This is a genomic window from Streptomyces sp. RPA4-2 (genome assembly GCF_012273515.2).
Taxonomy (GTDB): Bacteria; Actinomycetota; Actinomycetes; order Streptomycetales; family Streptomycetaceae; genus Streptomyces; species Streptomyces kaempferi.
Genome location: NZ_CP050975.2, coordinates 3,526,945 through 3,541,149 on the forward strand (window position 1 = coordinate 3,526,945; position 14,205 = coordinate 3,541,149).

General features: G+C 69.8%; 11 protein-coding genes and 1 pseudogene. 8 read left to right on the forward strand and 4 right to left on the reverse strand.

Features of this window, described 5'->3' with window-relative positions; translation table 11 throughout:
* The first annotated feature begins 122 nt into the window (after positions 1 to 122).
* Genes desA through HEP85_RS15285 form a run of 4 tightly spaced genes read left to right on the forward strand, consistent with a single transcriptional unit; the run spans position 123 to position 5,155 of the window.
* Positions 123 to 1,565, forward strand: a complete 1,443-nt coding sequence (gene desA / locus HEP85_RS15270; RefSeq protein ID WP_168528250.1) for a lysine decarboxylase DesA — start codon at positions 123 to 125, stop codon at positions 1,563 to 1,565.
* The gene (locus HEP85_RS15275; RefSeq protein WP_168528251.1) at positions 1,549 to 2,841 is read left to right on the forward strand and encodes a lysine N(6)-hydroxylase/L-ornithine N(5)-oxygenase family protein; all 1,293 of its coding nucleotides are present in this window, start codon (positions 1,549 to 1,551) and stop codon (positions 2,839 to 2,841) included. The genes desA and HEP85_RS15275 overlap by 17 nt, the downstream gene beginning before the upstream one ends.
* Entirely contained in the window at positions 2,838 to 3,386 is a 549-nt protein-coding gene (locus tag HEP85_RS15280) for a GNAT family N-acetyltransferase (protein ID WP_168528252.1), read from the forward strand. Before HEP85_RS15275 ends, HEP85_RS15280 begins: the two co-directional genes overlap by 4 nt.
* The gene (locus HEP85_RS15285) at positions 3,383 to 5,155 is read left to right on the forward strand and encodes an IucA/IucC family siderophore biosynthesis protein (RefSeq protein WP_168528253.1); all 1,773 of its coding nucleotides are present in this window, start codon (positions 3,383 to 3,385) and stop codon (positions 5,153 to 5,155) included. The genes HEP85_RS15280 and HEP85_RS15285 overlap by 4 nt, the downstream gene beginning before the upstream one ends.
* A gap of 56 nt (positions 5,156 to 5,211) precedes the next feature.
* Here HEP85_RS15285 and HEP85_RS15290 read toward each other — a convergent pair whose 3' ends face one another.
* Positions 5,212 to 6,798 carry a beta-N-acetylhexosaminidase gene (locus HEP85_RS15290; RefSeq protein ID WP_282189845.1) on the reverse strand — a complete coding sequence of 529 codons (1,587 nt, stop codon included), beginning with the start codon at positions 6,796 to 6,798 and terminating at the stop codon, positions 5,212 to 5,214.
* 105 nt (positions 6,799 to 6,903) lie between these two features.
* Here HEP85_RS15290 and HEP85_RS15295 point away from each other — a divergent pair, with 105 nt between their 5' ends.
* Complete coding sequence (locus HEP85_RS15295; RefSeq protein WP_168533650.1) at positions 6,904 to 7,779, forward strand: DUF4429 domain-containing protein; 876 nt, start codon at positions 6,904 to 6,906, stop codon at positions 7,777 to 7,779.
* Positions 7,780 to 7,899: 120 nt separating this feature from the next.
* On the opposite strand, the gene HEP85_RS15300 is transcribed toward HEP85_RS15295, so the two are convergent.
* A complete protein-coding gene (locus HEP85_RS15300) occupies positions 7,900 to 9,465 on the reverse strand; it encodes a metallophosphoesterase family protein (RefSeq protein WP_211117977.1) in 1,566 nt (521 codons plus the stop codon).
* Positions 9,466 to 9,629: 164 nt separating this feature from the next.
* On the opposite strand from HEP85_RS15300, the gene HEP85_RS15305 reads away from it, so the two are divergent.
* On the forward strand, positions 9,630 to 9,887 hold the full coding sequence (locus HEP85_RS15305) for a hypothetical protein (RefSeq protein ID WP_148008533.1): 258 nt from the start codon (positions 9,630 to 9,632) through the stop codon (positions 9,885 to 9,887).
* Positions 9,888 to 9,900: 13 nt separating this feature from the next.
* Positions 9,901 to 11,718, forward strand: a complete 1,818-nt coding sequence (glmS, locus tag HEP85_RS15310; RefSeq protein ID WP_168528255.1) for a glutamine--fructose-6-phosphate transaminase (isomerizing) — start codon at positions 9,901 to 9,903, stop codon at positions 11,716 to 11,718.
* Positions 11,719 to 11,830: 112 nt separating this feature from the next.
* Here glmS and HEP85_RS15315 read toward each other — a convergent pair whose 3' ends face one another.
* Together HEP85_RS15315 and HEP85_RS15320 are read right to left on the reverse strand one after the other, a co-directional pair.
* The gene (locus HEP85_RS15315; protein ID WP_329288005.1) at positions 11,831 to 12,400 is read right to left on the reverse strand and encodes a GPR1/FUN34/YaaH family transporter; all 570 of its coding nucleotides are present in this window, start codon (positions 12,398 to 12,400) and stop codon (positions 11,831 to 11,833) included.
* Positions 12,401 to 12,611: 211 nt separating this feature from the next.
* Positions 12,612 to 13,139, reverse strand: a complete 528-nt coding sequence (locus HEP85_RS15320; RefSeq protein ID WP_168528256.1) for a universal stress protein — start codon at positions 13,137 to 13,139, stop codon at positions 12,612 to 12,614.
* Positions 13,140 to 13,454: 315 nt separating this feature from the next.
* Here HEP85_RS15320 and HEP85_RS15325 point away from each other — a divergent pair.
* Positions 13,455 to 13,775, forward strand: a pseudogene (locus HEP85_RS15325) (hypothetical protein); the annotation flags it as partial.
* Positions 13,776 to 14,205: the final 430 nt, after the last annotated feature.

Genomic DNA, 14,205 nt, shown 5'->3' on the forward strand with positions numbered 1-14,205 from the left:
CGCGGCCTCGTCCCTTCCGTCTTCTCGGCTTCTCGGCTTCTCGTCTCCTCGCCCTCACCCGAGCCGTCCCCCTCTGCCACCCCGCCCGGACGCTCCCTCTTCCCCGCACGGAGGACCCCCACATGCGCTCGCACCTGCTCAATGACACGACCGCGGAGCGGTACCGCCGCTCCGTGACCGAAGGAATAGAGCGGGTGGCGGCCAAACTCGCCACCACCGACCGTCCGTTCACGGGCGTCTCGGTCGACGCCCTCGCGCCCCGCATCGAACAGATCGACCTGGACCGTCCGCTGCACGACACCAGCGCGGTCCTCGACGAACTGGAGGAGGTCTACCTCCGGGACGCGATCTACTTCCACCACCCCCGCTACCTCGCGCACCTCAACTGCCCGGTCGTCATACCGGCCGTGCTCGGCGAGGCCGTGCTGTCCGCCGTCAACTCCTCCCTCGACACCTGGGACCAGTCGGCCGGCGGCACCCTCATCGAGCGCAGACTCATCGACTGGACCAACGAGCGCATCGGCTTCGGACCCGCCGCCGACGGCGTGTTCACCAGCGGCGGCAGCCAGTCCAACCTGCAGGCGCTGCTGCTGGCCCGCGAGGAGGCCAAGACCGACGACCTCACCCGACTGCGCGTCCTCGCCTCCGAGGTCAGCCACTTCAGCGTCAAGAAGTCGGCGAAACTCCTCGGCCTGGGCGCCGACGCCGTCGTGTCGATCCCCGTCGACCACGACAAGCGCATGCAGACACTCGCGCTCGCCCGAGAACTGGAGCGCTGCAAGAGCGAGGGCCTGGTCCCGATGGCGGTCGTCGCGACCGCGGGCACCACCGACTTCGGTTCGATCGACCCGCTGCCCGAGATCGGCGAGCTGTGCGCCCGCAACGGGGCCTGGATGCACGTCGACGCCGCCTACGGCTGCGGCCTGCTCGCCTCGCTGAAGAACCGGGACCGCATCGACGGCATCGAGCGCGCCGACTCCGTCGCCGTCGACTACCACAAGTCCTTCTTCCAGCCGGTGAGTTCGTCCGCCGTGCTGGTGCGCGACGCCGCGACCCTGCGCCACGCCACCTACCACGCGGAATATCTGAACCCGCGCCGCATGGTCGAGGAGCGCATCCCCAACCAGGTCGACAAGTCCCTGCAGACCACCCGCCGCTTCGACGCGCTCAAGCTGTGGATGACGCTGCGCGTGATGGGCGCCGACGGCATCGGCGAACTCTTCGACGAGGTCTGCGACCTGGCGCAGGAGGGCTGGCGGCTGCTGGCCGCCGACCCGCGCTACGACGTGGTGGTCGAACCCTCGCTGTCCACCCTGGTCTTCCGGTTCATCCCGGCCGCCGTCACCGCCCCGGCCGAGATCGACCGCGCCAACCTCTACGCCCGCAAGGCCCTGTTCGCCTCCGGTGACGCCGTCGTGGCGGGCACCAAGGTCGGCGGACGCCACTACCTGAAGTTCACCCTGCTCAACCCCGAGACGACGGCCGACGACATCGCCGCCGTCCTCGATCTGATCGCCGGCCACGCCGAGCAGTACCTGGGAGAGTCCCTTGACCGCGCTTCCTGAATCCGCCGAAGGCACCGGAAAGACGTACGACTTCGTAGGGATCGGTCTCGGCCCCTTCAACCTCGGTCTCGCCTGTCTCGCCGAGCCGATCGCCGAACTGGACGGCGTCTTCCTCGAGTCCAAGCCGGACTTCGAGTGGCACTCCGGGATGTTCCTGGAGGGCGCGCACCTGCAGACCCCGTTCATGTCGGACCTGGTGACCCTCGCCGACCCGACCTCCCCGTACTCCTTCCTCAACTACCTGAAGGAATCGGGTCGTCTGTACGCGTTCTACATCCGCGAGAACTTCTACCCGCTGCGGGTCGAGTACGACGACTACTGCCGCTGGGCCTCGTCGAAACTCTCCAGCGTCCGCTTCTCCACCACGGTCGCCGAGGTGACGTACGAGGACGCGGCCGGGGTCTACGCCGTACGGACCGAGGCCGGTGACACCTACCGCGCCCGGCACCTGGTCCTCGGCACGGGCACCCCGCCGTACCTCCCCGAGGCCTGCGCGGACCTCGGCGGCGACTTCATCCACAACTCCCGCTATCTGCGGCACAAGAAGGAGCTGCAGGCGAAGGAGTCGATCACGCTGGTCGGCAGCGGGCAGTCCGCCGCCGAGATCTACTACGACCTGCTCAGCGAGATCGACGTCCACGGCTACCGGCTCAACTGGGTCACACGCTCCCCGCGCTTCTTCCCGCTCGAATACACCAAGCTCACGCTGGAGATGACCTCCCCGGAGTACATCGACTACTTCCACGCGCTGCCCGAGCAGACCCGCTACCGCCTCCAGACGGAGCAGAAGGGCCTGTTCAAGGGCATCGACGGCGAGCTGATCGACGCCATCTTCGACCTGCTCTACCAGAAGAACCTCGGCGGCCCCGTCCCCACCCGGCTGCTCACCAACTCGGCTCTGAACAGCGTGCGTCACGAGGACGGCGGCTACACCCTCGGCCTGCGCCAGGAGGAGCAGGGCAAGGACTACGAGCTGCGGTCGGAAGGCCTGATCCTGGCCACCGGCTACAAGTACGCCGAGCCCGCGTTCCTGGCACCGGTCCGCGACCGGCTGCGCTACGACAGCCGCGGCAACTTCGACGTGGCCCGCAACTACGCCGTCGACACCACCGGGCGCGGCGTCTTCCTGCAGAACGCCGGCGTGCACACGCACAGCATCACCAGCCCCGACCTCGGCATGGGCGCCTACCGCAACGCGTCCATCATCCGTGAGCTGCTCGGCACCGAGTACTACCCGGTCGAGAAGTCGATCGCGTTCCAGGAGTTCAGCGTATGAGCCGCACCGGCATAGGTGTCCTCACCGTCCGCCCGCTCGATCCGGTCCAGGACGCCGGGCTGCTGCACGGGTGGGTGACGCACCCCAAGTCCGCGTTCTGGATGATGCAGGGCGCGAAACTGCACGACGTGGAGCGCGAGTACATGGCCATCGCGGCCGCCGAGCACCACCACGCGTATCTCGGGCTGCGCGACGGCGAGCCCGCGTTCCTGATGGAGAGGTACGACCCGCGCCATGTCGAGCTGGTCGGCCTGTACGAGCCCCAGCCCGGCGACGTCGGCATGCACTTCCTGGTCGCGCCGACCGACACGCCCGTGCACGGTTTCACCCGGGCCGTGATCACCACGGTGATGAGGCACTTGTTCGCCGACCCGGCGACCCGGCGTGTCGTCGTCGAACCCGACGTGAACAACACGGCCGTGCACGCCCTCAACGAGGCCGTCGGCTTCGTGGCCGAGCGGGAGATCCAGAAGCCCGAGAAGCGCGCGCTGCTGAGCTTCTGCACGCGGGAGCGGTTCGAGGCAGCGGTAGGAGCAGCCGCATGACCCTGTCCGACGCCGTGTCCCACCTCTCCCCCGAACGCTGGGAGCGCGCCAACCGCCTCCTCGTCCGCAAGGCGCTCGCCGAGTTCGCCCACGAGCGGCTGATCACGCCGGAGACCGCCGGGGACGACCGTTACGTCGTCCGCAGCGACGACGGCCTGACCCGCTACGGGTTCACCGCGACCGTCCGCTCCCTCGACCACTGGCAGATCGACGCCGAGTCGGTCACCCGCCACCGGGACGAGACCGAACTCCCGCTCGCCGCGCTGGACTTCTTCATCGAGCTGAGGAAGTCGCTCGGTCTGAGCGACGAGGTCCTGCCGGTCTATCTGGAGGAGATCTCCTCCACTCTCTCGGGCACCTGCTTCAAGCTCACCAAGCCGCGGATCACCTCCGCCGAGCTCGCCGGGGCGGGGTTCCAGGCGATCGAGACGGGCATGACCGAGGGCCACCCCTGCTTCGTCGCCAACAACGGGCGGCTCGGCTTCGGTGTCCACGAGTACCTGTCCTACGCGCCGGAGACCGCGAGCCCGGTCCGGCTGGTGTGGCTGGCCGCGCACCGCTCCCGGGCCGCGTTCACCGCCGGTGTGGGCATCGAGTACGAGTCCTTCGTACGCGCGGAACTCGGCGGGCCGACACTGGCACGGTTCGCCGCCACGCTCACCGGCCAGGGGCTGGACCCGGAGGACTACCTCCTGATCCCCGTCCACCCCTGGCAGTGGTGGAACAAGCTCTCGGTGACGTTCGCGGCCGAGGTCGCCCGGCGTCACCTGGTGTGCCTGGGCGAGGGGGACGACGAGTACCTGGCCCAGCAGTCGATCCGGACGTTCTTCAACACGTCGAGTCCCGAGAAGCACTATGTGAAGACCGCTCTGTCGGTCCTCAACATGGGCTTCATGCGGGGGCTCTCGGCCGCGTACATGGAGGCGACGCCGGCGATCAACGACTGGCTGGCCCAGCTCGTCGAGAACGACCCGGTGCTCAGGTCCACCGGCCTGTCGATCATCCGCGAACGTGCCGCCGTCGGTTACCGCCACCTGGAGTACGAGGCCGCCACCGACCGCTACTCCCCGTACCGCAAGATGCTCGCCGCCCTGTGGCGGGAGAGCCCCGTGGCCTCGCTCCGGGAGGGCGAGACCCTGGCGACGATGGCCTCCCTGGTCCATGTCGACCACGAGGGCGTCTCGTTCGCGGGCGCGCTCATCGAGCGGTCGGGGCTGACGCCGGTGGAGTGGCTGCGCGGCTATCTGCGGGCCTACCTCACCCCGCTGCTGCACAGCTTCTACGCCTACGACCTCGTCTACATGCCGCACGGCGAGAACGTCATCCTGGTCCTCGAGGACGGTGCCGTGCGGCGCGCGATCTACAAGGACATCGCGGAGGAGATCGCCGTCATGGACGCGCAGGCGGTGCTGCCGCCCGCGGTCGAGCGGATCCGCGTCGAGGTCCCCGAGGACACGAAGCTCCTGTCGATCTTCACGGACGTCTTCGACTGCTTCTTCCGCTTCCTGGCGGCGAACCTCGCGGCCGAGGGCGTCCTCGACGAGGACGTGTTCTGGCGGACGGTGGCGGAGTCGGTGCGCGCGTACCAGAAGGCGACGCCCGAACTCGCGGAGAAGTTCGCGCAGTACGACCTGTTCGCACCCGAGTTCGCGCTGTCCTGCCTCAACCGGCTCCAGTTGCGCGACAACCGGCAGATGGTGGATCTGACGGATCCGTCCGGAGCGCTGCAGCTGGTCGGCACGCTGAGGAACCCGATCGCGGGCCGCTGAGCCGGGTGGGGCTCAGGGGACGGTCCCCCTGAGCCCCACCTCCGTCCCGCAGGGGATCAGACGCCGGGCCAGGGAACCTGGGGCGACTTGTAGTAACCGATGCCCAGCGCGTCCCAGCGCGGCGCCTGGGCGGCGAGCCGCACCTTGTAGGTGTCCCAGTCGTGCGTCGAGGCGGGCGACCAGCCGAGTTCGGCCACTCCGGGCAGCCGTGGGAAGGCCATGTAGTCGATGTCCGCTCCGGTGACGAGGGTCTCCGACCACAGCGGCGCCTCGACGCCCCGGATCGCCGACGCGGGCGCGCCGGGAAGGTAGGTGCCGGGATCCCAGTCGTACGCGCGCTTCACCTCGACCAGACCCGCCCAGTCCTGCCCGAGCGGGGTGTCCTCGGTGTACTTCATGTCGAGGTAGATCCGGTCGGCCGGCGACAGCACGAGCCCCGTCCCGTTCCGCGCGGCCTGCGCGACCTGCTCCTTCTCCGTGGCACTGGTGTCGTCGAGCCCCCAGTACTGCGCGAGCGCGCCCTTCGCCGGGGTCGCCCCGGTCAGCTGGTGCCAGCCCATCACCTTCTTGCCGTACTTGGCGACGAGGGGCTGCACCTTGTTCATGAAGGTCACGTAGTCGGCGTGGCTGGTGGAGTGGGCCTCGTCCCCGCCGATGTGGAGGTACGTGCCGGGCGTGAGCGCGGCCAGCTCCCGGATCACGTCGTCCACGAAGTCGTACGTCGCCGGCTTGCCCACGCACAGGGAGCTGAAGCCGACGTCGGTACCGGTGTAGAGCGGAGGCGCGGTCCCGTCGCAGTTCAGCCGGGCGTACGAGGCGAGCGCGGCGTTGGTGTGCCCCGGCATGTCGATCTCCGGGACGACGTCCAGATAGCGCTCGGCGGCGTACCGCACGATCTCCCGGTACTGGGCCTTGGTGTAGGAGCCCGCGGGTCCGCCGCCGACCTGGGTGGAGCCTCCGTACGCGGCGAGGCGCGGCCAGGAGTCGACGGCGATGCGCCAGCCCTGGTCGTCGCTCAGGTGCAGATGCAGCTTGTTGATCTTGTACAGGGCCAGCTCGTCGATGTACCGCTCGACCTGGGCGACGGTGAAGAAGTGCCGGGAGACGTCCAGCATCGCGCCGCGGTAGCCGTAGCGCGGGGTGTCCTCGATGGTGCCGCCCGCGACCAGCCAGGGGCCCGGCTGCACGGAGTCGCTCTCCACGGCGGCCGGGAGGAGCTGGCGCAGGGTCTGCACGCCGTGGAAGAGGCCGGCCGGTTTGCCGGCGGTGATGGTGATGCCGCTTCTGCCACTGGCCAGCCGGTACCCCTCGGCACCGAGGGTCCGGTCGCCGAGCCGCAGCCGGATGCCGCCGGTGCCCCGGTCGGTGACCGGCAGCCGGTAGCCGGTGGAGGGCCGCAGGACGCCGGCCAGGTAGGCGCCGACCCGGCGGACCTCACGCGAGTCGTCGACCCGGATGCGGGTGTCCCGGGTGATGCCGTACGGTGACCCGCCCGCGTCGACCGAGGCGGGCGCCGGAACAACCCGGCCCAGCGGTACGGCTGTTCGGCCGGCCGCGGAGGATGTCCCGCCGGCGACGGAGATGCTTGCGGCCGCCACGAGCAGCAGCGTACCGAGAAGGCGGGGCGTTCTGTGCAGTCTCACATGCGCTCCCTTCAGGTCCCACGAGCTGTCATGAGCCCCTTGGCTTCCCTGGGCTCCGATGGGTATAGACCACTCTGCCGCAGAGCCGGTGAAACAATCCCCCTCATGGCGGAAATCATCCAGAAGGACGGGACCTGGATCTTCGACGGCGACGCGCTGCGGCTGACTCCCGGGCGCGACAGGAACGTGAGCCTGCTCCGCCGGGCCTTGGGTGAACTGACCGTCCCGCTGGGGGCGTTGGCCGGAATATCCTTCGAACAGGGCAAGCGCAGCGGGCGGTTGCGGCTCCGGCTGCGGGACGGCGCCGACCCGCTGCTGCAGGCCACCGGCGGCAGGCTCGCCGAGCCCAACGACCCCTATCAGCTGACCGTCGAGTCCGAGCGCTACGGCGTCGCCGAGTACGTCGTGGACGAGGTCCGCAACGCGCTGCTCCTGGACCAGGTCCCGGCCGGTCCGGTCGACGGCTATCTGCTCCCCGGTCCCGCCGTACCGCTGTCCGCCTCCGCGGGCGACGGCACGGCGAGCTTCGACGGGGAGCAGGTGCGCCTGGAGTGGAACTGGAAGACCGAGGACGCGAAGGCGTCCGCCGGCACCCGCCGCCTCGCGCTCCGCGACATCACGGGCGTCGAGTGGCACCCCGCGGTCGGCCTGGAGAACGGCTGCCTCCGCTTCACCGTGCGCGGTGCCGGCACCAAGGCTCCGCCGAAGTACGACCCGCACGCGGTGGAGCTGTGGGGCTTCAAGAAGGATCCGCTGATGGCGCTGGTCGCGGCGGCGGTGCAGGCGCGACTCGACCATCCGACGGCGCCTCCCGAGCGGCCGCCGGTGAAGGGAACTCCGGCGGTCCCGCACCCGGCCCCGGAGGCCGACCACGACGCCCTGCTGCGGCGTCTGCGCGAACTGGGCGACCTCCACAGGTCCGGCGTCCTGACGGACGACGAGTTCGCCCTCGCCAAGCAGGCGGTCCTCAGGCGCATGTGAGCGCCCGAGGACCGCCTGCGGCGCCTACGCCCCGGCGTGCGGGCGTACGGGCGTACGGGCGTACGGGCGTACGGGCGTACGGGCGTACGGGCGTACGGGCGTACGGGCGTACGGGGTGGCCTACTTGGCCCGGCGGGCCACCGTGAAGTGGTCGACCTCGGCACCGGTCTCGGCGATGCCGCGCACCGTCAGCGTGGTCAGGCGGCCCCTCGACGCGGGGGTGACGTCCACGCGCAGGAACGAGTAGTTGAGGTAGCGCACCCGCGACCAGGCGACCGTCTCGTTCTGCTTGCCGTCCTTCAGGTTGATGAAGGAGGCGACCGAGTCGACCTCGTTCTCGTGACCCTCGTACGACTCCGCCGCGCTGAACGCGTACAGGCTGCGCCCGGCCGCGCCCGCCGTCACGTACACGACACCGTCGGTCTCCGGGTACGCGGTGCCGCCGATCGGCAGCTTCTTGGTGACCTTGTTGCCCTTGATGACGTCCGTGCGCTCGTACTGGTGGTTGTGGCCGTTGATCACCAGGTCCACCGTGTACTTCTCGAACAGCGGCACCCACTCCTGTCGCACGCCCCCCTCCGAGGCGTGCGCCGTGGAGGTGCAGTAGGCGCAGTGGTGGAAGAAGACGACCACGAAGTCGACGTCCCTGGAGGCCCGGAACTTCTTGAGCTGCCCCTCCAGCCACTTGGTCTGGGTGCCGCCGGAGATGCCGAGGTTGGCCGGGATCTCGAACGAGATGTCGTTGGCGTCCAGCGAGATGACCGCCGTGTTGCCGTAGACGAAGGAGTACACACCCGGGAGGTTCTTCGCGTCCGGGCCGTTGTCCGGGAGGCTCCAGCGGGCCTCTTCGCCGCCGTAGCCGTTGGGCGAGTACCAGGCCTCCATGTCGTGGTTGCCGTACGCCGGCATCCACGGGACCTGCTTGGCGACCGTCTCGGTCTGGGCGAGGAACTGGTCCCATACGCGCGAGTCGAAGCCGGTGTCCTCCGTCTTGCCCGCGCCGGACGGGTCCGCGTACGCGATGTCGCCGGCGTGCAGGTGGAAGGCCGGGTTCTGGCCGAGGAGCAGGGCGTCGTTGGCGAGGCCGTGGTAGCCGACACCCTCGTCGCCGAAGGCCGTGAAGGTGAACGGCTCGGAGCGGTCGGGCGCGGTGGTGAAGGTGCCGAGGGTGCCCAGCAGGTGGGACGCCGCCGGGTCGAAGCCCGCGTGGCCGACTCCGTAGTAGTACGTCTTGCCGGGGCGCAGGTGGGTGAGCTTGGCGTGCAGGTAGTACTGGGTGTGGTCGCCGCTCACGCCGACGCCGGCGGGGGTGTAGAGCGTGCGCACCTCGGCCTCGATCTTGCGGGAGAGGTCCCAGGGGTGGGCGCCGATACGGATGTACGGCTTCTTCACCGCGGTCGGGACCTGCCAGGAGACCGTGATCTCCGTGCGCGGGTCGTTGCCGAAGGCGAGGTGGCGGCCGAAGGGGGCGACGAGAGCGCCGTCGACCTTCTCGGCCTGGGGCGCGGTGGACCGGGTCGGGACCGCGGCCTGCGCGACGGCGCCCGGTACGAAGGCACCGCCCGCGACGGCGCCGAGGGTCACGGCACCGCCTCTGATCATGTTGCGCCGCGAGAACTTGGCGCGGAGATACTCGTGCTGCTCGGCCATGCTCATGTTCTCGGCGAGCTTCTCCGGTACGCCCATGCGTGGAGTGTCCATGGGCTCAGAAGTTGCTCCCGGCAATCGACGCGGCGCAAGACGGAGTATGGACAGATCGCAAACAGCGGCCCATAAGAGATTCAACAGCCCCTTGCCCGATATCGGGCAGGATTCTTGCGAATCGACTCTTCGTACTCCAGGATCAACGGGTGCACGACGAACTTGCGGATCATCTGACGCGCTCCACACCCCTGAACCGGGGCGAGGCGCTACGGGTGATCCAGGACGTGCTCGCCTATTTCGACGAGCCGACCGAGGAGTACGTCCGCCGCCGCCACCGCGAGCTCCAGGCCCAGGGCTGGGTCAACACGGCGATCTTCGAACGGATCGAGGCGGACCTGAAGTACCGGGCGGTCGCACCGCCGGAGCTCACGCTCCGGCAGCTGCGCCGCATTGTCTACGGCTGAGGAATACGTATATATGTGCGGAATCGTCGGATACATCGGCAGGCGTGACGTGGCTCCGCTGCTGCTCGAAGGTCTGCAGCGGCTGGAGTACCGCGGCTACGACTCGGCGGGCATCGTGGTCACCACGCCGAAGTCGGCCGGTCTGAAGATGGTCAAGGCCAAGGGCCGGGTCCGCGACCTGGAGGCCAAGGTCCCCGCGCGCTTCAAGGGCACCACCGGCATCGCCCACACCCGCTGGGCCACCCACGGCGCCCCCTCCGACGTCAACGCGCACCCGCACATGTCGGCCGACAACAAGGTCGCGATCGTCCACAACGGCATCATCGACAACGCCTCCGACCTGCGGAAGAAGCTCGAGGCCGACGGCGTCGAGTTCCTCTCCGAGACCGACACCGAGGTCCTCACCCACCTCATCGCCCGCTCCCAGGCCGAGACCCTGGAGGAGAAGGTCCGCCAGGCACTGCGCGTGATCGAGGGCACCTACGGCATCGCCGTGATGCACGCCGACTTCCCCGACCGCATCGTGGTGGCCCGCAACGGCTCCCCGGTCGTCCTCGGCATCGGCGAGAAGGAGATGTTCGTCGCCTCGGACATCGCCGCCCTGGTCACCCACACCCGGCAGATAGTGACGCTGGACGACGGCGAGATGGCGACCCTCAAGGCCGACGACTTCCGCACGTACACCACCGAGGGCACCCGGACCACGGCCGAGCCGACCACCGTCGAGTGGGAGGCCGCGTCGTACGACATGGGCGGCCACGACACGTACATGCACAAGGAGATCCACGAACAGGCCGACGCCGTGGACCGCGTGCTGCGCGGCCGCATCGACGACCGCTTCTCCACCGTGCACCTCGGCGGCCTGAACCTGGACGCCCGCGAGGCGCGTCAGATCCGCCGGGTGAAGATCCTCGGCTGCGGCACCTCGTACCACGCGGGCATGATCGGCGCCCAGATGATCGAGGAGCTGGCGCGCATCCCCGCGGACGCCGAGCCGGCCTCCGAGTTCCGCTACCGCAACGCCGTGGTCGACCCCGACACGCTGTACGTCGCGGTCTCCCAGTCCGGCGAGACGTACGACGTCCTCGCCGCCGTCCAGGAGCTGAAGCGCAAGGGCGCGCGGGTCCTGGGCGTGGTCAACGTCGTCGGCTCGGCGATCGCGCGCGAGGCGGACGGCGGCATGTACGTGCACGCGGGTCCCGAGGTCTGCGTCGTCTCGACGAAGTGCTTCACCAACACCACCGTCGCCTTCGCGCTGCTCGCGCTGCACCTCGGCCGCACCCGTGACCTGTCGGTCCGCGACGGCAAGCGGATCATCGAGGGGCTGCGCAGGCTGCCCGGGCAGATCTCCGAGATCCTGGCGCAGGAGGACGAGATCAAGAAGCTGGCCGAGCAGTACGCCGAGGCCCGCTCGATGCTCTTCATCGGCCGGGTCCGCGGCTACCCGGTGGCCCGCGAGGCCTCGCTGAAGCTCAAGGAGGTCTCGTACATCCACGCCGAGGCCTACCCGGCCTCCGAGCTCAAGCACGGCCCCCTGGCGCTCATCGAGCCCGCGCTGCCGACGGTCGCGATCGTCCCCGACGACGACCTGCTGGAGAAGAACCGCGCCGCCCTGGAGGAGATCAAGGCGCGCAGCGGCAAGATCCTCGCGGTCGCGCACCGGGAGCAGGAGAAGGCCGACCAGACGATCGTCGTCCCGAAGAACGAGGACGAGCTGGACCCGATCCTGCTGGGCATCCCGCTGCAGCTCCTCGCGTACCACACGGCGCTCGCGCTGGGCCGGGACATCGACAAGCCGCGGAACCTCGCGAAGTCGGTGACGGTCGAGTAGGACGGGCCGCCCGCGGCTCCCCGGACATGAACGGCCCCCTGTGCGCGCCACCTTCGCACAGGGGGCCGTTCCTTCCAGGCCGGAGCCGCCTGTACCCCGGCCCGCGCCGGGCTCAGCCGGTGGCCGTCACCCCCCGGCCGGCGGCGCGTCCGGGAAGCGCGGTGGGCCAGTGGGCGAGCGCCGCCGTGGCCGCGTACCAGGCCAGCAGTCCGCCGGCCGCGGCGAACCAGCCGCCGGCCTTGGCGAGGGCGGCGCTGTCGCCGAACTGGCTGACGGCCAGCAGGAGCAGGGCCACGAACAGCAGCGCGTACGTCCCCCGGGCGAGCAGCGGGGCACCGCTCGCGCCGGCGGTCAGGCTCAGCGCGACGAGCGCGAACAGGAGCAGGAAGAGGCCGGTGGCGTTGGCGGACATCCGCCCGTCGGAGGTGACGCCCCAGGTGAACCAGAACGCGCCGAGTGCCGTGAACGCCGTACCCGTGAAGGCGTCGCGGTCGCGGAAGGCGAACAGGCCCGCGACGAAGAGCGCGATCCCGCCGACGTACGTGGCGAGGGAGACGGAGTCGGCCGCCGTCACTCCGTCGATCACCCGGGTGTTCCCGAGACCGAAGAGCAACAGGGTGAGACCGAGGGCGAGTTGGCCGAGAGTCGAGGTGGTGCTTCCCGAGGAGACGTCATTGTCCACGGCGGGGTCCCTTCATGCGGGTGCAGTCGTGCTGCGCGGTGCCGGCCGAGGGATGGGGCCGGTGACCGGTATGTACCCTTCACAAAGGCACAATCCACCTCGTCGCACGAGTGGATTCGCGCGTTTTCGGGCGCGCGTCAAAGGGAGTTGACGATCCGTCGGGACATCGACCGGATCACCCCGCCTGGAACAACGGCGAGTTGACGGCCGGTCAGGGAATGACGATCACCGGGCGCCGCGCGCGCTTCGCCAGCCGCCCGGCCACCGAGCCGAAGATACGCCCGACGAGGCCGTGCGTGGAGCCGACGACGATCGCGTCCGCCTCGTACTCGCGCCCCACCTCCTCGAGTTCGTGGCAGATGTCTCCGCCGCGCTCGACGAGGATCCACGGCACCTCGGCCAGGTACTCGGCGCAGGCGAGCTCGAGTCCGAGCACCTCGGTGCGGTGGTCGGGCACGTCGACGAAGACCGGTGGTTCACAGCCCGCCCACACCGTGGTGGGCAGCCGGTTCGCGACATGCACGATGATCAGGCCCGAGCCCGAGCGATGGGCCATGCCGATCGCGTACGCGAGGGCACGTTCACTGGACGTCGAACCGTCGAAACCGACGACGACGCCGTGTTTGAAGGCGGGATCGCAGGACTGGCGGGTTTCTTCCGCCGCCAGGGGCTCGGCCGCCGTGGGATCGGCGAGCGGGCGCTTGCGGTCCGCGGGATCGAAGAATTCGTGACCGGCCATGGGTATCTCGGCGTTTGGATCCTCGTGGTGGGGACGACAACGATCGGCAGAGCTGTGTCCGGGAATCATCTTCCCAACCCCATACCCCCAAGGGTACGGCGGCACTCCTCCTCTGCCCAGATACCGCGTGCGCTGTGCGGCGCTCCCCGGAGCATGCATGAGAGGCGCCCGTAACGCAATGGTTGCTGCCCCGTACAGGCGGTTTGCGCAGGGTTCACCCAGGGATGTGCCTCCGCGGACCGGTACACCGCAGGCCGGGCAGTGACCGGCCGGTCGAACACGCGTTGAACAGGTGAGCCACCGCCATGGAGAGCAATGGAGTACCAGGGAACCAGGGAGCAGACCGTGCCCGGACCAGACACCGTGTCCCGCCCCTCCTCCGGAGCGCGCCCCGGACCGCCCCCCGCGCCGGACACGGCGAGCGAGGTGGCACGCTGGGCGGCCTTCAGCTGTGTCCTCGTCCCGGTCGTCCTCGTCTGGTTCGGCACCTCGCTCGCCGGGGCGGCCGGCACGGCACTGGGCCTGGCGGCCGTGACCGCGGCGTGCCTGGTGCTGCTGCGCCAGTCGGAACGGGGCGCGGCGCGCATGCGCGCCGCGGAGCGGGCCCCGCACCGCGCACGCCACGGCAGGACCGGACCGCGGGAACGCGGACCCCGGGAGCGCACGCATCGGGACCGGGGCGGACGGGACCGGGACGAACGGGATCCTGCCGCCCGGAATCCTGTCGCCGGCGTGCGGGATCCCGGCGTGCGGAATCGTGACGGCGGAGATCATCGCGGGGGAGATCGTCACGGGGGAGGTCGTGTCATGGGAGTTCCCGGGCCCGGCAGCGGCTCGGGGGGCGCTCCGGTGCCGGCTCCCGGCGCGCAGGATGTGGCCGACACGCACATCATGAATGGCTTGCCGGGCAGGAGTGGCTCGGGGGCGCACAGGGGCGGGCGCCGCGGTGCGGGAAAGAAGCCGGTTGACTGACCGGTTTGCGCGCACGCCCCCGCTTCTTTTCAGCCAACTTCGGTCTCCCGGGCATCCCTTGCCCGAACGACCCCCCAACCCGCGTTCGACCTGC

Excerpts from the sequence above, each read along its gene's own strand:
- desA (WP_168528250.1), top strand. The coding sequence starts at position 123 with ATGCGCTCGCACCTGCTCAATGACACGACCGCGGAGCGGTACCGCCGC.
- HEP85_RS15280 (WP_168528252.1), top strand. The coding sequence starts at position 2,838 with ATGAGCCGCACCGGCATAGGTGTCCTCACCGTCCGCCCGCTCGATCCG.
- HEP85_RS15285 (WP_168528253.1), top strand. The coding sequence starts at position 3,383 with ATGACCCTGTCCGACGCCGTGTCCCACCTCTCCCCCGAACGCTGGGAG.
- HEP85_RS15295 (WP_168533650.1), top strand. The coding sequence starts at position 6,904 with ATGGCGGAAATCATCCAGAAGGACGGGACCTGGATCTTCGACGGCGAC.
- HEP85_RS15300 (WP_211117977.1), bottom strand. The coding sequence starts at position 9,465 with ATGGGCGTACCGGAGAAGCTCGCCGAGAACATGAGCATGGCCGAGCAG.
- glmS (WP_168528255.1), top strand. The coding sequence starts at position 9,901 with ATGTGCGGAATCGTCGGATACATCGGCAGGCGTGACGTGGCTCCGCTG.
- HEP85_RS15320 (WP_168528256.1), bottom strand. The coding sequence starts at position 13,139 with ATGGCCGGTCACGAATTCTTCGATCCCGCGGACCGCAAGCGCCCGCTC.